General features: G+C 67.4%; 25 protein-coding genes. 9 read left to right on the top strand and 16 right to left on the bottom strand.

The genetic code is table 11. The features are described from left to right. Positions 1-53 precede the first annotated feature (53 nt). The 5 genes from ACP15K_RS13005 to ACP15K_RS12985 are packed head-to-tail and all read right to left on the bottom strand — an operon-like array spanning position 54 to position 4,660. A complete protein-coding gene (locus tag ACP15K_RS13005; RefSeq protein ID WP_193143196.1) occupies positions 54-797 on the bottom strand; it encodes an SDR family NAD(P)-dependent oxidoreductase in 744 nt (247 codons plus the stop codon). Next, the gene (locus ACP15K_RS13000; protein WP_193143195.1) at positions 794-1,375 is read right to left on the bottom strand and encodes a DUF3833 domain-containing protein; all 582 of its coding nucleotides are present in this window, start codon (positions 1,373-1,375) and stop codon (positions 794-796) included. Before ACP15K_RS13000 ends, ACP15K_RS13005 begins: the two co-directional genes overlap by 4 nt. Then, positions 1,372-2,619 (bottom strand): MFS transporter, encoded by a 1,248-nt coding sequence (locus tag ACP15K_RS12995; RefSeq protein ID WP_424990709.1) that lies wholly within the window; start codon positions 2,617-2,619, stop codon positions 1,372-1,374. The genes ACP15K_RS13000 and ACP15K_RS12995 overlap by 4 nt, the downstream gene beginning before the upstream one ends. Continuing rightward, positions 2,616-3,371, bottom strand: a complete 756-nt coding sequence (locus ACP15K_RS12990) for a DUF1365 domain-containing protein (protein WP_193143193.1) — start codon at positions 3,369-3,371, stop codon at positions 2,616-2,618. The genes ACP15K_RS12995 and ACP15K_RS12990 overlap by 4 nt, the downstream gene beginning before the upstream one ends. Further along, entirely contained in the window at positions 3,368-4,660 is a 1,293-nt protein-coding gene (locus tag ACP15K_RS12985) for an NAD(P)/FAD-dependent oxidoreductase (protein ID WP_424990708.1), read from the bottom strand. The genes ACP15K_RS12990 and ACP15K_RS12985 overlap by 4 nt, the downstream gene beginning before the upstream one ends. A gap of 256 nt (positions 4,661-4,916) precedes the next feature. Between ACP15K_RS12985 and ACP15K_RS12980 the strand changes: the two genes are divergently transcribed. From ACP15K_RS12980 to ACP15K_RS12970, 3 genes are read left to right on the top strand one after another with little or no spacing between them, the layout of a single operon-like run. Next, positions 4,917-5,423 carry a sigma-70 family RNA polymerase sigma factor gene (locus ACP15K_RS12980; RefSeq protein ID WP_193143225.1) on the top strand — a complete coding sequence of 169 codons (507 nt, stop codon included), beginning with the start codon at positions 4,917-4,919 and terminating at the stop codon, positions 5,421-5,423. Between the two features lie 9 nt (positions 5,424-5,432). Then, on the top strand, positions 5,433-6,074 hold the full coding sequence (locus tag ACP15K_RS12975) for a ChrR family anti-sigma-E factor (RefSeq protein WP_424990707.1): 642 nt from the start codon (positions 5,433-5,435) through the stop codon (positions 6,072-6,074). A gap of 42 nt (positions 6,075-6,116) precedes the next feature. After that, entirely contained in the window at positions 6,117-7,052 is a 936-nt protein-coding gene (locus tag ACP15K_RS12970; protein ID WP_193143190.1) for an AEC family transporter, read from the top strand. Between the two features lie 3 nt (positions 7,053-7,055). Here ACP15K_RS12970 and ACP15K_RS12965 read toward each other — a convergent pair whose 3' ends face one another. The 9 genes from ACP15K_RS12965 to ACP15K_RS12925 all read right to left on the bottom strand — a co-directional run bounded on the left by ACP15K_RS12965 (position 7,056) and on the right by ACP15K_RS12925 (position 18,690). Then, entirely contained in the window at positions 7,056-8,246 is a 1,191-nt protein-coding gene (locus ACP15K_RS12965) for a DNA recombination protein RmuC (protein WP_424990706.1), read from the bottom strand. Next, a complete protein-coding gene (gene mutL / locus ACP15K_RS12960; RefSeq protein WP_424990705.1) occupies positions 8,246-10,120 on the bottom strand; it encodes a DNA mismatch repair endonuclease MutL in 1,875 nt (624 codons plus the stop codon). Before mutL ends, ACP15K_RS12965 begins: the two co-directional genes overlap by 1 nt. A 42-nt stretch (positions 10,121-10,162) precedes the next feature. Continuing rightward, entirely contained in the window at positions 10,163-11,476 is a 1,314-nt protein-coding gene (locus ACP15K_RS12955; RefSeq protein WP_424990704.1) for a M16 family metallopeptidase, read from the bottom strand. Then, positions 11,473-12,834 (bottom strand): M16 family metallopeptidase, encoded by a 1,362-nt coding sequence (locus ACP15K_RS12950; RefSeq protein WP_424990703.1) that lies wholly within the window; start codon positions 12,832-12,834, stop codon positions 11,473-11,475. Before ACP15K_RS12950 ends, ACP15K_RS12955 begins: the two co-directional genes overlap by 4 nt. A 79-nt stretch (positions 12,835-12,913) precedes the next feature. Beyond that, positions 12,914-13,438, bottom strand: coding sequence for a DUF3035 domain-containing protein (locus ACP15K_RS12945; protein ID WP_424990702.1), 525 nt, complete (start codon positions 13,436-13,438; stop codon positions 12,914-12,916). A gap of 58 nt (positions 13,439-13,496) precedes the next feature. Beyond that, on the bottom strand, positions 13,497-13,964 hold the full coding sequence (gene lspA, locus ACP15K_RS12940; RefSeq protein ID WP_193143185.1) for a signal peptidase II: 468 nt from the start codon (positions 13,962-13,964) through the stop codon (positions 13,497-13,499). A gap of 4 nt (positions 13,965-13,968) precedes the next feature. Further along, positions 13,969-15,558: a bifunctional phosphoribosylaminoimidazolecarboxamide formyltransferase/IMP cyclohydrolase gene (purH, locus tag ACP15K_RS12935; RefSeq protein WP_193143184.1), complete on the bottom strand. Its 1,590-nt coding sequence runs from the start codon at positions 15,556-15,558 to the stop codon at positions 13,969-13,971. Between the two features lie 13 nt (positions 15,559-15,571). After that, positions 15,572-17,311, bottom strand: a complete 1,740-nt coding sequence (locus ACP15K_RS12930; protein ID WP_424990701.1) for a heparinase II/III family protein — start codon at positions 17,309-17,311, stop codon at positions 15,572-15,574. 74 nt (positions 17,312-17,385) lie between these two features. After that, the gene (locus tag ACP15K_RS12925; RefSeq protein ID WP_424990700.1) at positions 17,386-18,690 is read right to left on the bottom strand and encodes an RsmB/NOP family class I SAM-dependent RNA methyltransferase; all 1,305 of its coding nucleotides are present in this window, start codon (positions 18,688-18,690) and stop codon (positions 17,386-17,388) included. A gap of 77 nt (positions 18,691-18,767) precedes the next feature. Between ACP15K_RS12925 and ACP15K_RS12920 the strand changes: the two genes are divergently transcribed. Continuing rightward, entirely contained in the window at positions 18,768-18,950 is a 183-nt protein-coding gene (locus ACP15K_RS12920; protein ID WP_424990699.1) for a DUF1674 domain-containing protein, read from the top strand. Positions 18,951-19,121: 171 nt separating this feature from the next. On the opposite strand, the gene ACP15K_RS12915 is transcribed toward ACP15K_RS12920, so the two are convergent. Together ACP15K_RS12915 and dapB are read right to left on the bottom strand one after the other, a co-directional pair. Further along, positions 19,122-19,484 carry a dihydrodipicolinate reductase gene (locus ACP15K_RS12915; protein ID WP_424990698.1) on the bottom strand — a complete coding sequence of 121 codons (363 nt, stop codon included), beginning with the start codon at positions 19,482-19,484 and terminating at the stop codon, positions 19,122-19,124. A 48-nt stretch (positions 19,485-19,532) separates the two neighbouring features. Next, a complete protein-coding gene (gene dapB / locus ACP15K_RS12910; RefSeq protein ID WP_424990697.1) occupies positions 19,533-20,345 on the bottom strand; it encodes a 4-hydroxy-tetrahydrodipicolinate reductase in 813 nt (270 codons plus the stop codon). A gap of 102 nt (positions 20,346-20,447) precedes the next feature. On the opposite strand from dapB, the gene rbfA reads away from it, so the two are divergent. The 5 genes from rbfA (at position 20,448) to rpsO (ending at position 23,987) form a co-directional block, all read left to right on the top strand. Next, positions 20,448-20,852 (top strand): 30S ribosome-binding factor RbfA, encoded by a 405-nt coding sequence (gene rbfA, locus ACP15K_RS12905; RefSeq protein WP_193143178.1) that lies wholly within the window; start codon positions 20,448-20,450, stop codon positions 20,850-20,852. A gap of 4 nt (positions 20,853-20,856) precedes the next feature. Continuing rightward, a complete protein-coding gene (gene truB / locus ACP15K_RS12900; protein ID WP_193143177.1) occupies positions 20,857-21,762 on the top strand; it encodes a tRNA pseudouridine(55) synthase TruB in 906 nt (301 codons plus the stop codon). A 150-nt stretch (positions 21,763-21,912) separates the two neighbouring features. Next, positions 21,913-22,770 (top strand): DUF2189 domain-containing protein, encoded by an 858-nt coding sequence (locus ACP15K_RS12895; protein ID WP_424990696.1) that lies wholly within the window; start codon positions 21,913-21,915, stop codon positions 22,768-22,770. 41 nt (positions 22,771-22,811) lie between these two features. Then, on the top strand, positions 22,812-23,327 hold the full coding sequence (locus ACP15K_RS12890) for a DUF1643 domain-containing protein (protein ID WP_424990695.1): 516 nt from the start codon (positions 22,812-22,814) through the stop codon (positions 23,325-23,327). Between the two features lie 390 nt (positions 23,328-23,717). Next, a complete protein-coding gene (rpsO, locus tag ACP15K_RS12885) occupies positions 23,718-23,987 on the top strand; it encodes a 30S ribosomal protein S15 (RefSeq protein ID WP_193143174.1) in 270 nt (89 codons plus the stop codon). Positions 23,988-24,061 lie beyond the last annotated feature (74 nt).

The raw sequence follows: 24,061 nt of genomic DNA, 5'->3' as shown, positions 1-24,061 counted from the left end.
CCTTGGGCCAGATTAAGGCCGTGGTCCTTGATCCAGCGCAAGTGGACAATGGATCACGTCTTGGCGGCGAACAACCGTTTGTAAAGACCATCGGGCAGAAACCGGCTGAGCCGGAACACCAGCGAGAACCCCCAGGGAAAGTTGGCCGAGAACCGCGTCCTGCCCATGTGGCGCAGCATCCGCGCGGCGGCGTCGTCAGGCTCCATCCGGAAGGGCATGTGAAACTGGTTCTTGTCGGTCAGCCGGGTGCGGATGAAGCCGGGGTTCATCAATTGCACCGCGATGCCGGTCCGCGCCAGGTCCAGGTACAGGCTTTCGGCCAGCGACATCACCGCAGCCTTGGACGGACCATAGCCAATGGCACCAGGCAAGCCGCGATAGGCCGACAGGGACGACGTCAGCACGATGTGACCGGCGTCCCGCTTCAGAAACTGCGGCAGCACCGCACCGACCACACGCAGCGCGCCGGTATAATTGGTGTCGGTCATGGTGACGGCCCGATCGGTGTCCCAGTCGGTGGCCTTCATCGGCCAATAGGTGGCCGCCAGAAAGACCAGCCCGTCGATCTCGCCGACCTCGGCCGTGGCCTGGGCCACCGACTCCGCATCGGTCACATCCATGGGCACGGCGCGGGCCGGGCCGGGCAGGCTGTCGGCCAGTTCGACCAGCGCGTCCTTGCTGCGGGCGCTCAGCACGAGCTCGGCGCCCTCGGCACTCATCCGTTGCGCCAGGGCCTTGCCCAGCCCGTCTGACGCGCCCACCAGCCAATAGCGTTTTCCGGTCCAGTCGCGGGTCATTCGGCGGCGATCTGCTGTGGGTCGGACCGGGGCCGCATGGTCGCCACCAGTTCGGCCACCTTGATGCCGAACTTGCGAAACTGGCTGCGGTTGATGATCGCGCCGTTCTCGGCCAGATACATCCAGTCGATGACGTCCAGCACATGGCCGCCGGCGGTCTCGGGCAGGCGGATGCGATACTTCAGGCAGACCGTGGCACCGGACTGGCGGCCCGTGGCCTCGCCCAGAATATCAGGGGCCGTGCCGGAGATGCTGCCATCGTTGCCCAGCGTCAGGCGCCATTCCCGCTCCTGCCGGTTGCCATTGTCATAGCGAAAAGATTCCCGCAGCACGCCGCTGCGACCGGTCCAGTCGCCCTGCATGTCGGCGACAAATCGCGACGTGACCCGCCCCGTGGGGCCATAGATCACGCCTTCGCACAGGATCGGCCCCTGCAGCGCTTGCCGGATGTCCAATTGGGGCTGGGTGCCGGCGTAGTCCCTGGGGGCCTGGGCGCGGAACGACCACAGGCTTTGCACCAGAAAACCGGCGGCCAGCGCCAGCACCAGCCCCGCCAGAAGAAATACCAGATCGGTCATGAACGGACCTCGTCGATTGGGGTCGCGGCCAGCAGCGCCAGCGCGACAAGTTTCAGAACACAGGGCAGAAGCCCGTAGGCAAGGGTCAGCGTCCACAGTGCGGTGGCGTCGTTTTCGGCCCCCGACCGGAAGCCCACCACATCCAGCAGCGGCAGCAGCACCACCGCGGCCAGCGCCAGGCAGAGTTTCGTCACCAGCGCCCACAGGCCGAAGCCCTGCCCGCCGTTGGGGGCGACGGTGGCCATCCGGCGCGCGAACAGGGCGGGCAGCAGGGTCAGGTCGGCCCCGATACTGGCCCCGGACACCACGCAGATCACGGCGAACAGCGCCACGTCGCCCGCCCCAAGGGTCAGGGTTCCCGCGAACGAGACAATGGCCAGACCCATGGCCAACTGCAGTGCGCGCCGCGCGCCCCAAAGGCCTGCCAGCCAGCCCCATCCGGGGGCCGAGGCAGCGGCAGAGAGAAAGAACAGCACCAGCAGCGGCCCCTCCCACCCCGGCGCACCGAGACGGCTTTCGACGTAGAACAGGAACAGGGTCGAGGTGACCGCCAGCGGCGCGGCGTTGACCAGCGCCAGCAGCAGTAGGCGGCGGGCGGGATGGTCCGAAAGGATGCGGCGCAGCGGTACCGGGGGGCTGTCGCTGTTGGCCTGTTGCTCCCACATCGGGGCCATGGCCAGCGCCGACAGCGCCACCACCGCGACAAACCCCCAGGCAAAGACGGCATAGGGTGCCGCAACCATCCCGGTCAGCAGGCTGGGCGCGACCGCGGCGGTGCAGACCCCCGCCAGCGCGCCGCTTTCGCGCCACGCGGCCAGTTGCACATGCCCACCGGGCAGGCTTTCAGCCCGACGCACACCCTGCGCGTAGAACCCGATGGTCAGGAAACTGAAGGCCGAGAACAGCCCGGTGACGGTCAGCGCGAACCACACCAGCGGCGGCAAGGGCGGCACCACCGCGAACAGCCCCAGCATCGACAGCGCCAGCAGGCCTGCGCCTGCGGCCATCGCCACGCCCCGCCGCGCGCCCAGACGTTCGGACACCCAGCCAAGCGCAGGATCCTGCACCACGTCCAGCAGCCGCAGCCCGAACAGCACGACCGCCAGCGCTGACAGGCTGGTGCCATAGGTGTCGGCAAAGAACTTGGGGGCATAGATATAGATCGGCAGCCCCGCCCCCGACAGCATGGCACCATACAGCGCCCAGGGCAGCAGGCGCGGGGTTGCTGCGACGGCGGTGTTCATCGCGAGACCTCGTCCGCAGGCGGCTCGGGCCGCACGTGCCAACGCGCGCCTTTCCACCACAGCACCAGCGCCTGCCAGTGGATCAGCCCCAGCACCCGGCGCGACCCCAGCGGTCGCCGCAGCGCCGCCCACAGGATCGCCCGATTGGTCAGCCGCTTCCGCCGTCCGGTCAGCGTGGCCATCAATTGGGTGTCGCCGTGGCGGTAATCGATCCAGATACCCAATCGATCGTCGCGAATGTCGAAGCGGAAGCGGTAGTCGCCCGCGACCGGCTGAAACGGCGAGACATGGAAGATCTTCTGCGCCGACAGTCGTTCATGCCGGGTAATTGGGCGCTGATCGGGGTGGTGACACAGATAGGAATGGCGGTCGCCGTAGGTGTTTGTGACCTCGGCGATCACCGCGCGCAGGCTGCCGTCGCGCCCGTGACACAGCCAGAAGCTGACCGGGTTGAACACATGACCCAGCACGCGCGGTTGGGCCAGCAGCAGGATGTCGCCATCGGCCTTGTCCAGTTGATGGGCCTGCAGAACCTCGCGCGCCCAGTCCGCGCCACGCCCTTCGCCCGGCGCGCCGCCATGATCACGGTCGTGCAGCGCGGTCAGGTTGCGGCCATTGCGCGAAAACAGCGCCGGGCCCTGCGCCTGTGCGGGATCCAGAAGGCAATAGTCCACGCTGTAGCGAAAGGCGTTTTCCACCTTTCCCTTGCGGCCATGGAAGGTCAGCCCGGGTATGTGATCCACATGCCTCATTCCGCCGCGATCTGCAGCGGCGTCTGCAGCCCCGCGACCACGTCCAGCGCCGAGGCCAGCCCGTCTTCATGGAAGCCGTTGCGCATCCAGGCGCCGCAGAACCATGTGCGGTTCTGGCCGTTGCGCGCCTTCAGCACCTGCTGCGCGGCCAGCGCGCCCACGTCATAGACCGGATGGTGGAAAGTGGTGGTGTCGTGGATGGTCTCGTCACGAATGTCGCGCACGGGGTTCAGGGTGACGAACAGCGGATCGTCTTTCGGAATCGGTTGCAGCGCGTTCATCCAGTAGCTGAGCGAAATGCGATCGGGGCGCGCGCCTGCGGCTTCGGTATAGTTCCACGCCGCCCAGCAGCGTTTGCGCCGCGGCATCAGGCTGGCATCGGAATGCAGCACCGCAGTGTTGGGTTGGTAACGGATGGCCGACAGCGCGGCCTGTTCCTGCGGGTCGGCATCCTGCAACAGCTTCAGCGAGATGTCGGAATGGGTGGCCAGAACAACCTCGTCGAAGTCCTCCCACCCCTGACCCTCGGTCGCGACCTGCACGCCAAAGGGGGTGCGGGTGACGCCGGTGACCTTGGTGCCGGTGCGGATATCGACGCCGCGCGCGGTCATGCTGGCGTGCAACCGCCGCACATATTCCACAGACCCGCCGCGCACCGTGTACCACTGGTGCTGCCCGGTCGCGGACAGCAGCGCGTGATTGCGGAAGAACCGCACAAGGGCTGCCGCCGGAAACTCCAGAATGCCATGGGTCGGCGTCGACCAGATCGCCCCCGAGAACGGCAGGATGTAATAGTCGCGGAACCACGCGCCGGTGCCCAGCTTGTCCAGCAGCCCGGCGATGGTCATCTTTTCGTCCTCGACCAGTGCCTCGGCCTTGGCATTGAACCGGGCGATGTCGCGCAGGAAGCCCCAGTACCGCGGATCGGCAATGTTCCGGCGCTGCCCGAAGACACTGTCGAGCGAGTTCAGCGCATATTCGAACCGGCCGCCATCCACAGAGGTGGCAAAGGTCATCTGCGCCTCGGCGGTGGGCACATCCAGTTCGTCGAACAAGGCCCGCAAGTTGGGATAGGTGGCGTGGTTGAAGACGATGAACCCGGTGTCCACCGGCTGATCGCCACGCTTGCCCGCCAGCACCGTGCGCGCGTGGCCGCCCAGCCGGGGCTCGGCCTCGATCAGGGTGACCAGATGGTCGCGCGCCAGGGCGTGCGCCGCCCCCATCCCCGAGATGCCGCCCCCGATGACAGCGATGCGTTTGGCAGCATGGGGAAGACGATCATAGGGCATTAGCGAAACTCCGAAATCAGAAGGAACTTGCCCCTTACTACGCGCGCCAGCGCCCGCTGGATGAAAAACCGTGCGCTGAAACGGAAAATAAGTGATCCGACCCGTGGGCTGGCGCGTCTAACGAACAGATGCTCTTGCTTGCGGGCCGAATATGTCGCTAGACGATATGATCACCATATCGAACGGGGCATGGCACACCTGTCGTGAGAGCAGCTTGACCGAAGACGACCGACCGGACACGCAATGGGTCGACTGTATGGCGCGCATCCGAAGCGCGCAGGACCAGACGGCCTTTGTCGCGTTGTTCCGACATTTTGCCCCGCGCGTGAAGGGGTTCCTGATCAAGTCCGGCGCCAGCGACAGTCTGGCCGAGGAAGTGACTCAAGAGGTGATGGCAACCGTGTGGCAGAAGGCGCATCAATACGACGAGACCCGCGCCAGCGTGGCCACGTGGATCTTCACGATCGCGCGGAACCGCAAAATCGACCTGCTGCGCAAGCTCAACCGGCCCGAGCCGGAAGACATGCCCTGGGGTCCCGAGCCGGAACCGGAACAGTCCGAGGTCCTTGTCATCCAGCAGGAAAGCGCCCGCCTGACCGCGGCCCTTGCCGACCTGCCCGAGAAACAGCGCCTTCTGGTCGAACGCGCCTATTTTGGCGACCTGTCCCACAGCGAGATCGCTGCGGAAACGGGTTTGCCACTGGGCACGATCAAATCGCGCATTAGATTGGCGTTGGAGAAGCTGCGCCACGAGATGAGGTAACCCAGGCCCATGGTTCAACACCATATCCCAGACAAGTTCCTGATGGCATATTCGGCAGGTGTCCTGTCCGAAGCCTTCAGCCTTGCCGTGGCCAGTCACGTATCGCTGGACGACGAAAGCCGCGCGCGACTTGAAACATTCGATGCCGTGGGCGGTGCGGTGCTGGACACCGCGCCCACAGCCACTGTCTCGGACGACTGCCTTTCGGCCACCCTGGCTCTGATCGGCGGGAAGATGCCCGACGCAAGGCCCGCCGCCCCCCGGCCCGACGGCCTGTTTCCGACGCCGCTGCGGGACTATATCGGCGGCGATCTGGAGGCGGTGAAATGGCGCGGCGTCGGCATGGGCGTCAAACAGGCGATCCTGAATACCTCGGACGAGGCCTCCGCGCGGCTGCTGTACATTCCCTCGGGCACGGCGGTGCCGGATCACGGCCACAACGGGATCGAACTGACCCTTGTCCTGCAAGGCGCCTATCGCGACGAGGGCGGCGAATTCCATCGCGGCGACATCGAGGTCGCCGACGAATCCGACGAACACACGCCGATCGCCTTCGGGCCGCAGGACTGCATCTGCCTTGCGGTGACCGACGCCAAACTGCGGTTCACCTCGCTGCTGCCACGTCTGGCGCAGCCCTTCCTGCGGATCTGAACACCTCTTGCACGGCTGCGCCTTCGGGCGTAGCTCGGGCATATGCTGACGATTGCCATTGCCATCGCGCCGATCTTTGCCCTGCTGGTGCTGGGCAATGTATTGCGGCGCAAGGGCATTCCCAGCTTCGAATTCTGGACCCTGAACGACAAGCTCGTCTACTGGGTGCTGATGCCGGCGCTGCTGTTTCACCAGACGTCAACCGCGCATCTGGATCCGGCCATGGTCGGCCCCTATGCGGTTGTGATCCTTGGTGGTTTCGTCGTTGCGGTGATCTACGGGCTGCTGGCGGCACGGGCCGCGAAGCTGCCCGGTCCGGTGGCCAGTTCGCTGCTGCAAGGGGCATCGCGCCACAACACCTTTATCGCGTTGGCGGCGTCCGAGCAGTTGCTGGGGGCCGAGGGGCTGGCGCTGGCCGCCCTGGCCTCGGCCATGTATATCCCGGTGACCAGTTTCGTGATCGTGCCCTGCATGGTGGGGTTACACGCCGACCGATCCGAGTCGGGCCTGTTGCGCCGCATTGTGCGCGATCTTGCCACCAACCCTTTGATTCTATCGGTGCTGGCGGGGCTTCTGGCCAACGCCACCGGGCAGACCGCGGTGCCGGTGCTGCACGAAACCACCCGCATCCTGGGATCGGCCGCGCTGCCGATCATGCTGCTCAGCGTCGGGGCCAGCCTGAAGGCACGCCAGTTGACCGCCGCCGTGCCGCTGACCCTGTTGTCGGCCGTGGGAAAATTTCTTCTGTTTCCCACGGTGGTGGTCAGCCTGTCCCTGTTGATGGGGCTGACCCAGACTCAGATGACCGTGGCGCTGATCTATGCGGCGGTGCCCACGGCCACATCGTCCTACACGCTGGCGCGGCAGATGGGCGGCGACAGTGCCGCCATGGCCGCGATCATGAGCCTGCAGACGGCCATGTCCTTTGTCACCATTCCGGTGACGCTCAGCCTTGTGGCGCGATTGCTGGGCGGTTGAGGGTCAGGAGCGGATCACCGCCAGGGGTTCCGCATCCGGTTTCGGCGCGGTCTCGGGCGCGGTCGCATCCTCGAAATCGAAGGCATCCATGCGCTGCGCCCGGCGGCTGGCCTTTTCGGCCGAGATCTTGATGTCGGCAACATCCTTGGCGGCCTGACCGAAATGCCGATCCAGATTGCCGACTCGGGCACTCAACCGCTCCACATCCTTGTGCAGCAGGGCCAGTTCCTTGCGGATCACCCCGGCCTGTTCGCGCATCCGCACATCCTTCAGCACTGCGCGCAGGGTGTTCAGCGTGGCCATGCAGGTGGTGGGCGACACCAGCCAGACCCGCGCGTCGAACCCTTCGCGCACGACCTCGGGAAACCGGGCATGCAGTTCCGAATAGACCGCTTCCGACGGCACGAACATCAGCGCGCCCTCGGCGGTCTCGCCCTCGATGATATAGCGTTCGGCGATGGCCCTGATATGGCCCCGGACGGCGGTCTTGAACTTGCGCGCGGCAGCGGTTTTTGCATGGTCGCTGTCGGCATTGACCAGGTCTTCATAGTCGCCCAGCGGGAACTTGCTGTCGATCACCAGCGGCCCCGGCGGGTTCGGCAGGTTGATCACGCAATCGGCCCGCTTGCCGTTGGACAGGGTCACCTGAAAGCCGTGGCTGTCGGCGGGCAGCGCCTTGGTGACGATGTCGTGCAGCTGAATCTCGCCGAAAGCGCCGCGCGCCTGCTTGTTCGACAGGATGTCCTGCAGGCCCAGCACGTCGCCTGACAGTTTCTCGATGTTGGTTTGCGCCTTGTCGATGGTTTCCAGCCGCTGCTGCAACTCGCCCAGCGACCGCGCGGTGCGGGTGGCGGTGCCGTGCAGCGTGTCGCCCATGGACTTGGTGACTTCTTCCAGCCGCCGCTCGACCGTGGACAGGGTCACCACCTGCGCCCGCGCCTGCGCCTCGGCCACATGGCTCAACCCGCCCGATAGCTGCTGCTGGGCCTGCGATATCCCTTCGACCCGGCGCCCCATGGTCGAAATCTCGCGCAGCGCTTCCGGCATCATCCGGGCCGTGCGCCCCGCCGCGCGCAGGGCGGCAAGGATCAGCAGCAGGAACAGCCCCAGCACCGCCGCGCCGGCCAGCGCCAGCATCGCCATCGGATCCGCCAGAAGCTCCGGCAGGGAATGCGGCAGGTCGAAGGCCAGCATCAGCTGCGCCCGAACAGCCGTTCCAGATCGGCCAGCTTGAGTTCCACATAGGTCGGGCGGCCATGGTTGCACTGGCCCGAATGCGGCGTCGCCTCCATCTCGCGCAGCAGGGCGTTCATCTCGTCGGCCTGCATCCGCCGCCCGGCCCGCACCGAGCCATGACAGGCCATCCGCGACAGCACCGCGTCGATGCGGGCGGTGATGTTGCCGGTCCCTACCGCGCCGCCTTCGTGCAATTCGTCCAGCAGGTCGCGCAGCAGCGCCTCGGCGTTGACCGGACCCAGCAGCGCCGGGGTGGCGCGCACCGCGACGGCACCGGGGCCGAAGGGCTCAAGGCTCAGGCCCAGGTTGTCCAGCGCCTCGGCCTCGGCCAGCAGGGTGGCGGCGTCGTCGGGGCCAAGATCCACGATCTCGGGGATCAGCAAGGCCTGCGAAGCGACGCCGCGGTCCGCGCGCTGGGTCTTCAGCCGTTCGTAGACCAACCGCTCATGGGCGGCGTGCTGATCGACCAGCACCATGCCGGTGGCGGTCTGCGCCACGATATAGGTCTCGTGCAGTTGCGCCCGCGCCGCGCCCAGATAGCCGACGGCGGGCGCATCCGCATTGCCCGCGCCGCCAGACGCCGGCTCCGCTTCCACCCGTGCCGAGGGCGCCTCGGCAAAGCCGAAGCCGTCCACGGCGGCCCGCGGCGCCTGGGCCTGGTACGCCATCTGCCGCGCGGCGGGGGCGGAACGGTCCATCTGATAGACCCGCGCCGGACCCGCCGCCCCGGTCTCGGGGCGGAACGCCCCAAGCGTCGCCCCGGCCACGGTGGTCGAGGCCCGATGCCCGGCCTCGGCCAGACAATGGCGCAGTCCCGACACGATCAACCCGCGCACCAGCCCCGGATCGCGGAACCGCACCTCGGCCTTGGCCGGGTGCACGTTCACATCCACCCGCATCGGATCGCAAGTCACGAACAGCGCCGCCGCCGGGAACCGGTCCCGGCTCAGCAGGTCCGAATACCCGGCCCGCAGCGCCCCGGTCAGCAGCTTGTCGCGCACCGGACGGCCATTGACGAACAGGTATTGCGCCACCGCCGCGCCGCGCGAATAGGTGGGCAGCGCCGCGAAGCCCGACAGGTTGTGGTCTTCCCGTTCGGCCGCGATCGGCACCGCGTTTTCGGCAAACTCCTTGCCGATCAGCCGCGACAACCGGCCCAGCAGCGACTCGGCCCCCTCGCCCGCTTCCGGGTCGGCACGCAGCACCACGCGCCCGTCACCCCCGCCCGACAGGTCGCGCACCACGAACCCCACCTGCGGCGCGGCCATGGCCAGCCGCCGCAGCGTGTCCAGAAGCGCCTGGGTTTCGGCCCGATCCGAGCGCAGAAATTTCAGCCGCGCCGGGGTGGCATGGAACAGATCGCGCAATTCGACCCGCGTGCCGCTGCGCAGGGCCGCAGGCCGCACCTGTCCCGGCGCCCCGCCGCGCACCGAGATTTCGGCGGCGTCTTCCGTGCCGTGACGCGAGGTGACGGTCAGCCGCGCCACAGCCCCCAGCGAGGCCAACGCCTCGCCCCGGAACCCGAAGGAATGGATGTTCAGAAGGTCGGAACCGTCGATCTTCGACGTGGCATGTCGGCTCAGCGCCAGCGGCAGATCCTCGGCCCGGATGCCGTGCCCGTCGTCGCTGACCCGCAGCAGGGTCTTGCCGCCGTCGGCATAGGCCACCTCGATCCGCCGCGCGCCCGCATCCAGCGCGTTCTCGACCAACTCCTTGGCGGCCGAGGCCGGACGCTCCACCACCTCGCCAGCGGCAATGCGGTTGATCGCGGCCTCGTCCAGAGGAGCGATCCGGGGCGATTCACGCGGTATGTTGGGCAATGCAAGCTCCATACCACAATCTGTAGCATGGAGCCCGACGATTCTGCCAGCCGCTCAGTTGCCAGCTTCCAACCCCTCGGGCTGGCCCACAACCAGGAAGGTCAGCACCTGGGGATCAAGCAATTCTCCAGCCACGCGGCGCACGTCCTCCACCGTGACGGCGGCCATCCGGTCGTTGCGGGTGGCGATATAGTCGATGGGCAAGCCACCGGCCTGCATCCCCACCATGATCCCCGCGATGGCGGCGTTGCCGTCGAACCGCAGCGGGTAGCCGCCGATCAGGAAGGTCTTGGCTTTCGCCACTTCCGCCTCGGTCGGTCCTTCGGTCGCCATGCGCTCCCATTCCGCCCGCACCACCTCGATGGTTTCGGCGGCGCGCGCATTGGCGGTTGAGGCGCGCCCGATCAGCAGGTCAGCCTGATCCTTGCCCAGAAGGTAGGAATAGATGCCATAGGTCAGGCCGCGCTTTTCGCGCACCTCGGTCATCAGGCGGGCCTCGAAGCCGCTGCCGCCGAGGATCTGGTTGGCGATATAGGCCGCGAAATAGTCCGGATGGTCGCGGTCCAGCCCCGGCTGGGCGAAGGTGATCACCGATTGCGGGGTATCGAAGGGCACCACCTGCACGCCGCCGGGAAAGTTTGGCGTGACTGGCGGCGGCAGGGCCGCTCCGGATTCCGGCAGCCGTGCCATCAGGTCATCGACCACCTGCGCCAACCGCTCGGGCGAGATATCCCCGGCCGCACCGATATAGACCCGGTCCTGCGCCAGCGCGCCCTTGTGGGCGGCCAGCAGATCATCCCGTGTCAGGGCCGCGACGGTGTCGATCGTGCCCTCCCCCGGCGTGCCATAGGGATGGTCGCCGAAGGTCATCTCGGAAAAGGCGGTCGAGGCCACGGTGTCGGGATCCTCGGCATCGCCACGCAACCCGACCAGAACCTGCGCCCGCACGCGTTCTACCGCATCGTCGTCGAACCGCGGAGCGGCCAGCGCGTCGGACAGCAGCGCCATGGCTTCATCGGTGGTGTCGCTGAGGAACCGGGCCGAGACCGACACGTAGTCATCGCTGGCATCGAAGCCGAAACTGGCCGCCAGATCGTCGCGCGCCTGGGCGAAGCCCAAAGCATCCAGGTCGCCCGCGCCTTCCTCAAGGATCGCGGTCATCAGATAGGTCGCGCCCCGCTTGCCCGGCTGATCCAGCGAAGTGCCGCCCTTGAACAGGATCTCCAGCGACACCGCCGGGATGGCCGGTTCCTCGACCAGCCAGACGGTGAACCCTGCCGGTGTGGTGACCTCGGTGATCTCGACACTGGCGTGCAAGGGCAGCGCGGCCCCGACCCACAGGGCAACAGCGGCTACAAAGCGTTTCATTGGCTCACCTCCACAACGTCCACGGCATCCGTCGGCGCGCGCAGCCAGCCGGTGACGGATCCCTCGGGCACCAGCACCGCGCGTCCGGCGGCCAGGATGTCTTCTTCGGTGACGGACTGGATCACCTCCGGCCAGGCCTCCACATCGGCCAGCGTCAGACCCGAGGTCAGCGCCGCCCCGATCTGCTGCGCCCGGCCCCTGACGCTGTCCATGGCATAGATCGCATCCGCCGCGTATTGCCGCTTCAGCCGCGCCAGTTGTTCGGCATCGACGCCACCGTCCAGAAAGGCCGTGATCTCGGCATCCAGCGCCGCCTCGGCGTCTTCCAGCGACACCCCGTCCGCCGGAACAACGGTAATGGAAAAGGACGACGCGTCCAGCGAGGTCGGCTGGTAGTGGGCCGTGGTATAGACCGCCTGCTGGCTGCCGAATTGCAGCGCCTGCCCAAGATGCGAGGTCGCCGGCGCGCCGCCCAGAAGATCGGCCAGCAACAGCAGCGCCGCCGCCGTCTTCTGATCGCCGCTGTCGCGTTCGGGTGCCAGGTAGGAACGGGTCAGATAGGGCTGCGCGATGCGCGGATCCTCGAACACCAGGCGCCGGGCGGCCAGATGGGGCGGCTCGGTCACGCGGTCGCGCGGGGCCAGCTCCGGGTTCGGCGGGATCGGGCCGTAATATTCCTCGGCCAGGTCACGCACACGTTCGGGTGTGACATCGCCGGCCACCACCAGAACCGCGTTGTTCGGCACGTAATGCTCTCCATAAAACTCCAGCGCCGCCTCGGCCCCCAGGGCCGCCACCTCGTGCCGCCAGCCGATGATCGGCCGACCGTAGGGGTGGTTCAGGTACAGCGCCGCGCGCGCCTGTTCGCGGTACAGCGCGGCCGGGTTTGAATCGGTGCGCTGGTTGCGCTCCTCCAGCACCACGCTGACCTCGGGCGCGGTCTGCTCCTCGGTCAGGCGCAGGTTCGACATGCGGTCGGCCTCCATCTCCATCATCTGCGGCAGCAGGTCTGCGGCCACGCGCTGGAAATAGGCGGTGTAATCCCACGAGGTAAACGCGTTCTCGGAGCCACCATTGGCCTGCACGATGCCCGAGAATTCGCCCGGTTCGCGGGTTTCGGTGCCCTTGAACATCAGGTGTTCCAGCAGATGCGCGACCCCGGAAATGCCGCGCGTCTCATCCGCCGCGCCCACCTTGTACCAGATCATGTGCACCACGGCCGGAGAGCGGTGATCCTCGACGACAACCACTTCCATGCCGTTGTCCAGCGTGAAACTGGTCACGTCCTCGGCGGCCGCCACGGGCAGGGCGACGGCACAGGCCAATGCGATCGACATGTTGCGTAGGGTAGAAATCATGACGCCTCCTGTCAGGGTTTCCAAACAGATACGCCATGGCGCGCGCGGTACAAGCCACCACGCGAGGATGTGAGCAGGATCAGCGCGGTTTCAGCTCGGCCGGCGGTGCCGACGGGGTTTCGACCCCCATCCGGCGGAATCGCGCGATCTCGGCCTGCTGATCCAGCGACATGCTGCTGTAGGCGTCGTAGTAGACGTTCACGTTGAACCAGCGCTCCAGCAAGCGGCCATCGTTGTCCCGGCGGAACTTCAGGTCCTCGTCGGCCAGGGTCTTGCGGATGGAGGGATCGGTGCCATAGCGCCCGGCATAGCGCACCAGCCCGCCGTCCGAGGCGGGAATGCTGTCGCGTTTCAACGCACTGGCGGACCCGCCAAGCGCCACCACCGCATCCTCGAAGGGCGTGGGATCGGCCCGGTTCTGCGCGCCCAGAATCGGGGCGGGCAGGGCTTTCGGGTCCGGCGGTGTTTCCAGCGGCCGTGCCGGCGCCACAAGAAATTCGTCCGGGCCGGTGCGGCTGGCGGCGAAATTCATCAGGTCCGGGTTGTCGCTGCCGCAGGCGGTCAGAACGACAAGGGCAAGCAGGCTCAGGCGCAGGGGCGTCACTTGGACAAACTCTCCGATCTCGGGTCGGCCCCTTCTCTAGCGCAGCTTTGAAGCCGCGTCACGGGGTGTTTGCCGGACGGGCCCACAGAACCAGCCCCGCGGCGCCCGCGAAAACCGCCACATCGGCCAGATTGAAGGCAAAAGGGTTGTTGATCCCGCAGCACGACATGTTCAGAAAGTCGGCCACCGCGCCAAAACGCAACCGGTCGACCACATTGCCAAGCGCCCCGCCCACCAGTGCACCGGCGGCCCAAAGCACCCGGCGCTGCCCGTCGGCGCGGGCAAAACGGATGACCCAGGCGCAGATCGCCAGCGCCAGCGCGATCAGGACCCAGCGCGCCGCACCGGGGGCTCCGGAAAACAGGCCAAAGTTGATGCCCTCGTTCCAGCCCATGACAAAGCGCAGGTACGGCGGCGCCACGTCGATCACCAGCCGATCCTTCAGGTTCAGACCCCAGACCACCGCCCATTTCGACGCCTGGTCCAGGATCAGTACCAGCAGCGCGGCGCTCCACAGTCCCCGCATCGGCTCAGTGCCGAAAATGGCGCATGCCGGTGAAGATCATCGCCAGCCCGGCCTCATCCGCCGCCGCGATGACCTCGTCGTCGCGCATCGAGCCGCCGGGCTGGATGATCGCCGTGGCACCGGCCTCGGCGGCGGTGATCAGCCCGTCGGCAAAGGGGAAGAACGCATCCGAGGCCACCACGGAGCCTTGCGTCAGCGGTGCGGCCAGCCCCATCGCCTCGGCCATGTCCTGCGCCTTGCGCGCGGCGATCCGGGTGCTGTCCACGCGGCTCATCTGGCCCGCACCGACGCCCACCGTGGCACCATCCCTGACATAGATGATGGCATTGGACTTCACGTGCTTGGCCACTTTCCAGGCAAACAGCAGATCCGCCAGTTCGGCCTCTGAAGGTGTCCGCTTGGTGACGATCTTCAGATCGTCGCGCGAAATTCGCCCGATGTCCTTGTCCTGCACCAGCATCCCGCCGGCGACCTGCCGATAGGTCTGCGCCGCCGCCGTCAGGTCCGGCAGTCCGCCAGTGGTGAGCAGCCGCAGGTTCTTCTTCTTGGCAAAAATACTCATGGCCGCGTCATCCGCCGCCGGCGCGATCACCACTTCCGTGAAGATCTCGGTAATGGCTTCGGCCGTCGGCCCGTCGATCGGCTGGTTCAGCGCGATGATGCCGCCGAAGGCCGAGGTCCGGTCGCAATCGAAAGCCCGCCCATAGGCTTCGGCCAGCGTCGCACCACGGGCCACGCCGCAGGGGTTGGCGTGCTTGATGATGGCGCAGGCCGGCCCCTCGGCGGGATCGAATTCCGCCACAAGTTCGAAGGCCGCATCGGTGTCGTTGATGTTGTTGTAGGACAGTTCCTTGCCCTGATGCTGGCGCGCCGTCGCCACGCCGGGCCGGCTGGAGCCATCGGTGTAGAAGGCCGCCGCCTGATGCGGGTTCTCGCCATAGCGCAGGGTTTGTGCCAGCGTCCCGGCAAAGGCCCGGCGGCGCGGCGCGGGCTCGCCCAGGGCATCGGCCATCCAGCTTGACACGGTCGCATCATAGGCGGCGGTGCGGGCATAGGCGGTCTGGGCCAGCTTCTGGCGGAACCCATAGGTGGTCTCGCCATCATGGGCTTCCATTTCGGCCAGCAGGGCGTCGTAATCCTGCGGATCGACCACCACCGACACGAAGGCGTGGTTCTTGGCCGCCGCGCGGATCATCGCCGGGCCGCCGATGTCGATGTTCTCGATGCAGGTGTCATAATCCGCCCCGGCGGCCACCGTGGCCTCGAACGGATAGAGGTTCACCACCAGCAGATCGATGGCGCCGATGCCGTGGCTTTCCATCGCTTCCAGATGTTCATCATTGTCGCGCAGGGCCAGCAGGCCGCCATGCACACGCGGATGCAGGGTCTTGACGCGCCCGTCCATCATCTCGGGAAAGCCAGTGACCTCGGCCACATCGGTGACCTCCAGCCCGGCGGCTCGCAGGGCCTTGGCGGTGCCGCCGGTGGACAGCAGCATGACCCCTCGCGCATTCAGGGCGGTGGCGAACTCCACCAGACCTGTCTTGTCGGAAACGGAAAGCAGCGCAGAGCGCAGCGGCGCGCGGTCGGTCATTGTCTTGGTCCTTTCAGGCTCGGCCCGGTGCGGGGTCGTCCAGCAGCCCGTCGCGCGGGTTTTCGCGCAGAAAATCGGGCATGTCGCCCTCTTTCTCAAGCCGCCATCGGATCGTCGTGGCAAAGTCGCGTGCCCGCCCCTCAAGAACGATCTGTCGGCTCGCACGCGGTTCGGCGCGGGTGTTGTCCAGATACACGCTGGCGTCAAGACGCAAGGACAGCGCGCCTTCGACGCGGAAACACCAGCGTTCCCCCGACGGCAGCGCCAGATGTACCGGCCCGGCGCCGTCCTCCTGCTGAGCGGTGACCTCTGGATGCAGGTGAAAGCGCAAGGCGTAGGGCACGCCACGCCCGTCATGGGCCCCGGAAAACCGCCGCTTCTCGGTCTCGGTGACCGCGCTCAGCAGATCCTCGCCGCGCAGCACGCCGCCCGACAGGTCCAGATCCAGCCGCCGCACATGGATCAGCCCATACCCTGGTGCATAGCCGTTGTGCGCGGCCACGACGTGCGCATCGGGCGTCTCGCCATGCAATTCGACTTCCACATCTTCCGGCGGTTCCGCGCCGCGCCGCGCCGCACGCCCAACGGGCTCCAGCGGACAGGAGGACTGGCCGTCCAGGATCAGCGTGCTGTGCGAGGCGGTTTGCCGTGCCGCGCTGTGCCAATCCGCCCCGAACCCGGCACCCGAACCGCAATTGACGATCAGGCGACGCCGGCCCGAGGTCATCTCGAACCCCAGCGCCCCGGCATGAGGATCGGCGCCGGGCACTGCCAGCGGCGGCGGCGCCACATCGACCAGGACAATGCTGCGCCCGCGCGCCATTCGCGCATACCCCATTGGCATCGCCGGACCTGCACCACGCGCGCCCGGCATCACCGACAGCGCCGCATCCAGCGTCACCGCGCATCCCGCACTGCCGCCCTGAAACCGCGCCAGACCGCCGGTGCCCAGCCGCAAGCCGCGCACCACAGGCGCAAGCCGCGCCAACGCGCCGCTATGTTCCGGCCCCGGCGACAATTCCGCCAGGTCCAGCGCCCGCGCCGCCATGGCCAGCGCCACGAACAGCTCCGCCAGCACCTCGGGGTTGCGGGTTGGAATGCCGCCCGCCGGATCGATCAGCTTGGCACACAACGGCTCCAACGCCGCGCTGGCCTTGGCCTGCAACGCCTCGGACTGCGTCAGGCAGGCGCCTGCGGTCAGCAGATGGGTCCATGCCAGCAGCCCGTCGAAGCCGCCCGGCACCTGCCGCAACCGCCGCTGCACGAACCGCTGGTGGCGCGCGACCGTCCGCTCCAGAACGGCCAACGAAACGGCCTCCATCCCGGTGGCCAGCCAGGTCATGTAGCGCAGCAGCCGGTTCAACCGCTCTGCCGCGATCACCACGTGCCAGCCGGGTCCATGCCCCTTGCCGAAGCGGTTCAGCCAGATCTGCACCCAATGGCAGGCCACACGCTGCGCCTGCGGATCCGACAGCGCCGCCAGATCGTCCAGCCAGCGGAACGCCTGCCGCCCCTGTTCGCGCAGCGGGTCGTCGCAGTGGATGTCCCAGATGGGTTCGCCCGGTCGGGGGGTGGGTTCGCCAAGGCCGAAATGCCCGGCCAGCAGGGCCTCGCCCCGCGCGGCATGGCCAAAGACCGCCCAGGCCGGATCGGCACGCAGCGCCAGACGGCGATGCATCGGCCCGCTCAGCCGGGCGTGCAGCCGGTCAATCCCGGTCACGCGATAGGCTTTGCCCCCGGCCAGTCCCGCCATGAAAACCCCGTTCGTTTCACTGCATCAGCCGGACCATAGGCAGGCGCGCGCGCCCTGTCATCGCCCAATTGGCCTCACGCCTCCCGACGCAACAGCGTGATGAAGAACCCGTCCATGCCGCCGCGTTCGGCCCAGAAATCCGGCCGCAGGCGCAATCCCAGTGGCCCCAGCCAGGCCGGATCGATACCGGGCAGGGCCGCCAAAGCGTCCTGATCGACCCACAGGCCGGGTGTGCGCTCCAGCAGGCCGGCGATCTGATCCTCTCCCTCCTCGGGCAGCAGCGAACAGGTGCAATAGACCAGCCGCCCGCCGGGTTTCACCCAGCCCAGCGCCCGATCCAGCATCTGCTGCTGCAACGCCGCCAGCGCCCGGATGTCCGACGATTGCTTGACGAAGGGCAGATCGGGATGGCGGCGGATGGTGCCGGTGGCCGAACAGGGCGCATCCAGAAGCACGGCGTCAAAAGCCCCACCCTTCCAGGTCAGCGCATCGGCCACCACGACCTTGGCTTCAAGCCCGGTGCGGCGCAGGTTGTCATGCAAGCGACGCAACCGCGCTTCCGAGGCATCCAGCGCCGTGACCGACGCCCCGGCGGCAGCCAGTTGCAGGGTCTTCCCGCCCGGTGCCGCGCACAGATCCAGCACTGTTTCACCCGGCGTCGCGGCCAGCACCCGCGCCGGCAGCGCCGCCGCCGCATCCTGCACCCAGAAGGCACCCGTATCATATCCCGGCAGGCCCGAAACCTGTCGCGAGCCTGACAAGCGCACCGATCCGGTGGGCAGAAGGTCGCCGCCAAGCGTCTCGGCCAGCGCCGCGGCATCACGCGCTGTCAGGTCCAGCGGTGCCCCTGCGGCATGCGCGGTCTCGATCGCGGCGGTCACTTTGCCGCCATAGGCCGATTGCAGCCGTCCGCGCAGCCAGTTCGGCAACCGTTGCGCCTGCTGCCGCGCCCAGATCTCCGGCCCGTCCTCAGCCACCCGGCGCAACACCGCGTTGACCAGCCCTTTAACGCGCGCCGTCGCCGGATCGCTGCCCGCCAGATTGACCGCCGAATCCACAACCCCATGCGCCGCCGCGCCCATGTGGCACAATTCGACCACCGACAGCCGCAACAGGTGCCGCGCCGCAGGGAGCGGGGGTTTGCGCACGAAGGATTTCAGAACCGCATCCGCCGGTCCCAGATGCCGCAGGGTCTCGCTCGCCAGACGTTGCGCACGCGCCTTGTCGTCGGGCGCCAGCCCGGCCAGCGGTCCGTCAGCGGCATCCACCGCCGCGGCCAGCAACTGGCCTTCTTCCAGAACCGCCACCAGCAGGCCCACGGCCGCCTTGCGGGCCGCCTGACCGCCCGGCGCGGCACTCTTTCGATCTTCCTGTGCCATCCCCTGCGCCCTCCGGCCCCCTTGAGCGTGTCGATCTCTGGCGTATATCAGGCACAGGTCAGCCACAAGGAGGCCCCATGAGCCATCCCGATCACGACACCACCCTGCCCGAGGCCGCCAAACGCGCCCTGCAGGAAGCCGAAGAGCGCCGCAAACAGGCCCGACAGGCCGACCTGCCCACGGAACTGGGCGGGCGCGACGGCCCGGAACCGGTGCGCTACGGCGACTGGGAGAAAAAGGGTATCGCCATCGACTTCTGACGGTGGGTTGAACGTATCCACCGTGGATTCCATTGGCACGGTGCATGGGCGCTCATGGCCGCAAGACGGCTGGAGCTCCGCCTATTCGCGCCTCAAATGCTCCGCCGGAGCGTTTCCAAGACGGCGCTCATTCTTCTTGGCGGAAATACTCCCGCCGGAGGCATGAAAGTCCTAGCGCAACGTCAGACTGGCCGAAGGCCCCGCGCCCCGGTCCGAGGTAAACTTCAACGCCCGGCCCTTCAGGGCAACCTCCTGGCAGTTGAACCCCAGGTCGCGCTCACCCCAGACCAGGTCGCGGCAGAAATAGCCGTTCTGCCACTCCCAGGCCCCCGAGACTTGCTTGCCGAAGGCCGAACCCCGGATGTCGCCGCCCGGCGTCACGGTCAATTCGATGCCCAGGCGGGTCAATTGCCGGCCCGCGACCATCTCGGCAAAGGTGCGCTTGTCGGTGATCCGGGAATAATCCGCCACGGCGGCGGTGGCGACAAGGCTGACACTCACCCCGGCGATCCAGGCGAAGACACGATATGGCATGGCACGCTCCCTGCTTTTGAAGGGATACGCGCCAAAGCCCTGTCTGGATCACCCCAGCCCGAGCACATCCAGCATGGAATAGTGGCCCGGCACGTTACCCTGCCCCCACAGCGCCGCCTTCACGGCCCCGCGCGCAAAGACCGACCGGTCCGAGGCTACGTGGCGCAGGGTGATGCGCTCGCCATCGGCGGCGAACAGCACATCATGCTCACCGATGATGTCGCCGCCGCGAATGGCATGGAAGCCGATCTTGCCGCGTTCGCGCGGACCGGTGATGCCGTCCCGGCCCCGGTCGCTGGCCTGTTCCAGATCGACGCCGCGCCCGTCGGCGGCCGCCTGTCCCAGCATCAGGGCCGTACCCGAAGGCGCATCGACCTTGTGCCGGTGGTGGCCCTCGACCACCTCGATGTCGTAATCTTCGTCCAGCGCGGCGGCGACCTGCCTGGTCAGCTGAACCAGTAGGTTCACGCCCAGGCTCATGTTGCCGGCGCGCACCACGACACCGCGGTCGGTCACCGCGTCCACGGCGGCGATATCGGCCTCGGTCATGCCGGTGGTGCCGATCACATGAACGACACCCTTGTCAGCCGCCAATTGCGCCAGCGCAACGGTGGCCGCGGGTGCGGTGAAATCGATCACCGCGTCGGCTCTGTCCAGCGCCGCCGCTGCATCGCCGGTTACTACGACGCCGGTTGCCGCGCCGCCCATGGCTTCGCCCAGGTCGCGGCCGATCCAGTCATGGCCCGGTCGTTCCACCGCGCCGGACAGATGCGTTTTTGGGTTGTCCTGCACGGTTTGCACCAGCATCCGGCCCATCCGGCCCGACACGCCCATCACCACGATCGCGCAGCTTTCCGACATCTCGCATCATCCTTCTTTTCATGGTCCCGCCCCTCCTATCTTTCCCCGACGCCCTTGGCAAAGCCTGTTGCAGCAGCCGATCCGATCCCCTAGATAGCGCCGATGGCACGAAACAAGCATCATGATGGCGCCGGCCCCTCGCAGCGGCAATTGCGCGTGGGCGAACTGATCCGGCGCACCCTGTCGGATGTGCTGGCGCGCGGCGACGTGCATGATCCCGACCTGAACCGCATGTCGATCACCGTGGGCGAGGTGCGCACCTCGCCGGATCTGAAGATCGCCACGGCCTTCGTCCTGCCCCTGGGTGGCGAGAATGCCGAAGAAGCGCTTCTGGCCCTGCGCCGCAACACGCATGAACTGCGCCGTCAGGTCTCCAAGGGTCTGACCCTGAAATACGCGCCCGAGTTGCGGTTCCGGCTGGATGACACCTTCGACCGGATGGACGATACCCGCCGCCTGTTTTCGAGCGAGACGGTCCAGCGCGACCTGCAAAAGCCGGACGACTGAGACCATGGCACGCCGAAAGAAGGGACGCGATGTCTCGGGCTGGCTGGTCATCGACAAGCCCGCCGGGATCACCTCCAATGCCGTTGTCAACAAGGTCCGCTGGGCCTTCGATGCCAAGAAGGCCGGGCACGCGGGCACGCTGGATCCCGAAGCCACAGGCGTTCTGGCCGTGGCCCTGGGCGAGGCCACCAAGACCGTGCCTTATATCACCGATGCACTGAAGGCCTATCGCTTCACCGTGCGGCTGGGGGTATCCACCGACACTGACGATGCCGAAGGCCGGGTGCTGGCGACCTCGGACCTGCGCCCCGATGACGACCAGATCGACGCTGCGCTGGCGCAATTCGTGGGCGACATCCAGCAGGTGCCGCCGCTATATTCCGCCGTCAAGATCGACGGCCAGCGCGCCTATAAACTTGCCCGCGACGGCGACACGCCGGAACTGGCCGCGCGCCCGCTCTACGTCGAAAGCCTGACCCGCGTCGCCCGCGAGGATGCCGATCACGTCACCCTGGAAATGGTCTGCGGCAAGGGCGGCTACGTGCGCGCCATCGCCCGCGACCTGGGCGAGGCATTGGGATGCCTGGGCCATGTGCGCGAACTGCGCCGGGTCTGGTCCGGCCCCTTCGACGCCGAGGACGGCCTGTCGATGACGCAGATCGAGGCCGAGGCAAAGGATCCCGCGCTTGACCGCTTCCTGCTGCCGCTGGAAACCGGCCTTGCCGACCTGCCCGAACTGCCCTGCCCCCCCGAAGCCGCCACCCGCCTGCGCCATGGCAATCCCGGCCGCGTCAACCAGGGGGCAGAGTATGGCGAGGAAGCCTGGGCGTCCTGCAACGGTCAGCCCGTGGCGGTGGGCATCTACCGCGCCGGGGAATTGCATCCCACACGGGTCTTCAACCTGACGTGACCCTGCCCGCCGCTCGCGCCACTGTGAGCGCCGCGTCCCGCCAATTGCGCTAGACTGAGGGCAGAGTACGCGGCTGCCCGGGTCTCGCCGCGCTCCGCCGCAGGCCTATACCTGACGACGTTCCCACAGGCCCGCACGGGAGGAACGCACATGGTCAAGACAATCGGAAACCCACTGACATGGACCGCCGAGGCCGCCAGCGCGGCCGGCAGTCACGTGGCCGAAGCCACCCGCCGCATGGGCGGACGCGAAACCGAGGCGCCACAGGTGCGCCAGATCACCTTCGACGATCTGCTGGCGGCGCTGGCCGCGGGCTTCGAGGATTTCATGGCCCTGCGCAGCGATGTGCTGGCGCTGGTGGTGATCTATCCGCTGATCGGCGTGGCGCTGGTGCTGATCGCGGTCAACACCGAACTGCTGCCCTACATGTTCCCCATGGCGTCGGGCTTTGCCCTGATCGGGCCGGTGGCCGCCACGGGTCTCTATGAACTCAGCCGCCGCCGCGAGGCTGGCGAACCGACTCGGTGGAGCGATGCACTCACCCCCCTGCGCTCGCCCTCGATGGCGCCGATCCTGGCGCTTGGCGGGCTGTTGATGGCGATTTTCGTCATCTGGATGCTGGTGGCCGGGATGATCTGGCAGGTCACGCTGGGCGCACAACCCCCGTCCGAGGCCGGATTCCTGGCACAGGTTCTGGGCACCAATGCCGGCTGGGGCATGATCCTTCTGGGCATCCCCATAGGTGCGGTCTTCGCGGCCCTGGTGCTGGCGCTGGCGGTGGTCTCGGTCCCGCTGCTGGTAGATCGCAACACCGGCCTGCCGATGGCGTTGGTCACCTCGTGGCGCGTCACCCGCACCAATCCGGGGCCGGTGCTGGCCTGGGGCGCCATCGTGGCAGGGCTCCTCGTCATCGGCTCGCTGCCGCTGTTTCTGGGGCTGATCGTGGTGATGCCGGTGCTGGGCCATGCCAGCTGGCACCTGTATCGTCGCGCCGTCGCGCCGCGCTAGACCGTCTTGCGGCCCGTCCGGCAATCGCGCAAGACGGGCCCATGATAGAACGCAGCCACCTGAAAGGCGATGCCGCCTCTACCGCCGTCTATTCCGACTGCGAACGCTATCGCTACAGCCTGACCCGCAGCTGGGATCCACAGGGCGCGCGGGCGCTTTTCGTGATGCTGAACCCTTCGACCGCCACCGAGGTGCAGAACGACCCCACTGTCGAACGCTGCGAGCGCCGCGCCCGTGCCCTGGGCTTTGGCGCCTTCCAGGTCACCAATATCTTCGCCTGGCGTGCCACCGATCCGCGCGCGATGCGCGCGCAGGCCGACCCGGTGGGCCCGTCCAATGACACCGCCATTGCCGAAGGCTGCACCTGGGCAGACAAGGTGATCTGCGCCTGGGGCACCCACGGCGCGCATCTGGATCGCGGCCCGGCGGTCGAATCGCTGATCCGCGCCACCGGCGTCGCGCCCCATCACCTCGGCCTCAGCAAGGCGGGCCACCCGAAACACCCGCTCTACATCTCCTACGCCCAGCCGTTGATCCCCTGGCCCGCCCCGGGGTGAGTCGGTCGCCGGGTCAAGGGCGCGGCACGCGCGGGCACAGCCCGCTTGCCCTTGAGGCGGGGGCCGACTTGCCCAAGGCTTGCCGTGATCCGCAGACCTGCTGCGGATCTCTCAGCCAAATGCCCCTCGCCCTTGCCACAAGCCCGCCGCGGATCAGGGGTGTCCGGCGGCCACGGGCGGCGCCCCGCTCGCGGCGCAAGCCGGGGGCGGGGCACATGTTGTGCCGCGCGCCCGCGCGCGGCGCCGCCCGGCAACGCTGCCCCTTTTCAACGCCCGGCTTTTCCCCTATACGCGCGCATCCGCCCGGTGTTCGGGTGGGTGCTCTCTCCATGGGCTCTGCTGGACGACATCCCGGCTTGTGCCTTCACCCTCTTGTTCAAGGAGACCCCGATGTCGATTACTGTTGAAGAAAAAGCCCGCGTCATGAAGGACTTCGCAACCAAGGAAGGCGACACCGGTTCGCCCGAAGTACAGGTTGCCATCCTCACCTCGCGGATCACCACGCTCACCGAGCACTTCAAGACTCACAAGAAGGACAACCACTCGCGTCGTGGCCTTCTGAAACTGGTGGCACAGCGCCGCAAACTGCTGGACTACCTGAATGAAAAAGACGCCGCCCGCTACCAGGAGCTGATCAAGCGCCTCGGCCTGCGCCGCTGAGTTTTTCGGGAAACGCGCCTTCGGCGCGTTTTCTTTTGTTTTCCACGGCACTGCGCCGTGCCCAGACGCACTCT

Origin of the sequence: Fluviibacterium sp. S390 (genome assembly GCF_049800695.1) — a bacterium.
Lineage (GTDB): Bacteria > Pseudomonadota > Alphaproteobacteria > Rhodobacterales > Rhodobacteraceae > Meridianimarinicoccus.
The sequence above is the reverse complement of the archived record's forward strand: the minus strand, read 5'-3'. Positions and strand labels throughout refer to the sequence as shown.

Coding starts and splice junctions, on each gene's coding strand:
- ACP15K_RS13005 (WP_193143196.1), bottom strand. CDS start 797: ATGACCCGCGACTGGACCGGAAAACGCTATTGGCTGGTGGGCGCGTCA.
- ACP15K_RS13000 (WP_193143195.1), bottom strand. CDS start 1,375: ATGACCGATCTGGTATTTCTTCTGGCGGGGCTGGTGCTGGCGCTGGCC.
- ACP15K_RS12995 (WP_424990709.1), bottom strand. CDS start 2,619: ATGAACACCGCCGTCGCAGCAACCCCGCGCCTGCTGCCCTGGGCGCTG.
- ACP15K_RS12990 (WP_193143193.1), bottom strand. CDS start 3,371: ATGAGGCATGTGGATCACATACCCGGGCTGACCTTCCATGGCCGCAAG.
- ACP15K_RS12985 (WP_424990708.1), bottom strand. CDS start 4,660: ATGCCCTATGATCGTCTTCCCCATGCTGCCAAACGCATCGCTGTCATC.
- ACP15K_RS12980 (WP_193143225.1), top strand. CDS start 4,917: ATGGCGCGCATCCGAAGCGCGCAGGACCAGACGGCCTTTGTCGCGTTG.
- ACP15K_RS12975 (WP_424990707.1), top strand. CDS start 5,433: ATGGTTCAACACCATATCCCAGACAAGTTCCTGATGGCATATTCGGCA.
- ACP15K_RS12970 (WP_193143190.1), top strand. CDS start 6,117: ATGCTGACGATTGCCATTGCCATCGCGCCGATCTTTGCCCTGCTGGTG.
- ACP15K_RS12965 (WP_424990706.1), bottom strand. CDS start 8,246: ATGCTGGCCTTCGACCTGCCGCATTCCCTGCCGGAGCTTCTGGCGGAT.
- mutL (WP_424990705.1), bottom strand. CDS start 10,120: ATGGAGCTTGCATTGCCCAACATACCGCGTGAATCGCCCCGGATCGCT.
- ACP15K_RS12955 (WP_424990704.1), bottom strand. CDS start 11,476: ATGAAACGCTTTGTAGCCGCTGTTGCCCTGTGGGTCGGGGCCGCGCTG.
- ACP15K_RS12950 (WP_424990703.1), bottom strand. CDS start 12,834: ATGATTTCTACCCTACGCAACATGTCGATCGCATTGGCCTGTGCCGTC.
- lspA (WP_193143185.1), bottom strand. CDS start 13,964: ATGCGGGGACTGTGGAGCGCCGCGCTGCTGGTACTGATCCTGGACCAG.
- purH (WP_193143184.1), bottom strand. CDS start 15,558: ATGACCGACCGCGCGCCGCTGCGCTCTGCGCTGCTTTCCGTTTCCGAC.
- ACP15K_RS12930 (WP_424990701.1), bottom strand. CDS start 17,311: ATGGCGGGACTGGCCGGGGGCAAAGCCTATCGCGTGACCGGGATTGAC.
- ACP15K_RS12925 (WP_424990700.1), bottom strand. CDS start 18,690: ATGGCACAGGAAGATCGAAAGAGTGCCGCGCCGGGCGGTCAGGCGGCC.
- ACP15K_RS12920 (WP_424990699.1), top strand. CDS start 18,768: ATGAGCCATCCCGATCACGACACCACCCTGCCCGAGGCCGCCAAACGC.
- ACP15K_RS12915 (WP_424990698.1), bottom strand. CDS start 19,484: ATGCCATATCGTGTCTTCGCCTGGATCGCCGGGGTGAGTGTCAGCCTT.
- dapB (WP_424990697.1), bottom strand. CDS start 20,345: ATGTCGGAAAGCTGCGCGATCGTGGTGATGGGCGTGTCGGGCCGGATG.
- rbfA (WP_193143178.1), top strand. CDS start 20,448: ATGGCACGAAACAAGCATCATGATGGCGCCGGCCCCTCGCAGCGGCAA.
- truB (WP_193143177.1), top strand. CDS start 20,857: ATGGCACGCCGAAAGAAGGGACGCGATGTCTCGGGCTGGCTGGTCATC.
- ACP15K_RS12895 (WP_424990696.1), top strand. CDS start 21,913: ATGGTCAAGACAATCGGAAACCCACTGACATGGACCGCCGAGGCCGCC.
- ACP15K_RS12890 (WP_424990695.1), top strand. CDS start 22,812: ATGATAGAACGCAGCCACCTGAAAGGCGATGCCGCCTCTACCGCCGTC.
- rpsO (WP_193143174.1), top strand. CDS start 23,718: ATGTCGATTACTGTTGAAGAAAAAGCCCGCGTCATGAAGGACTTCGCA.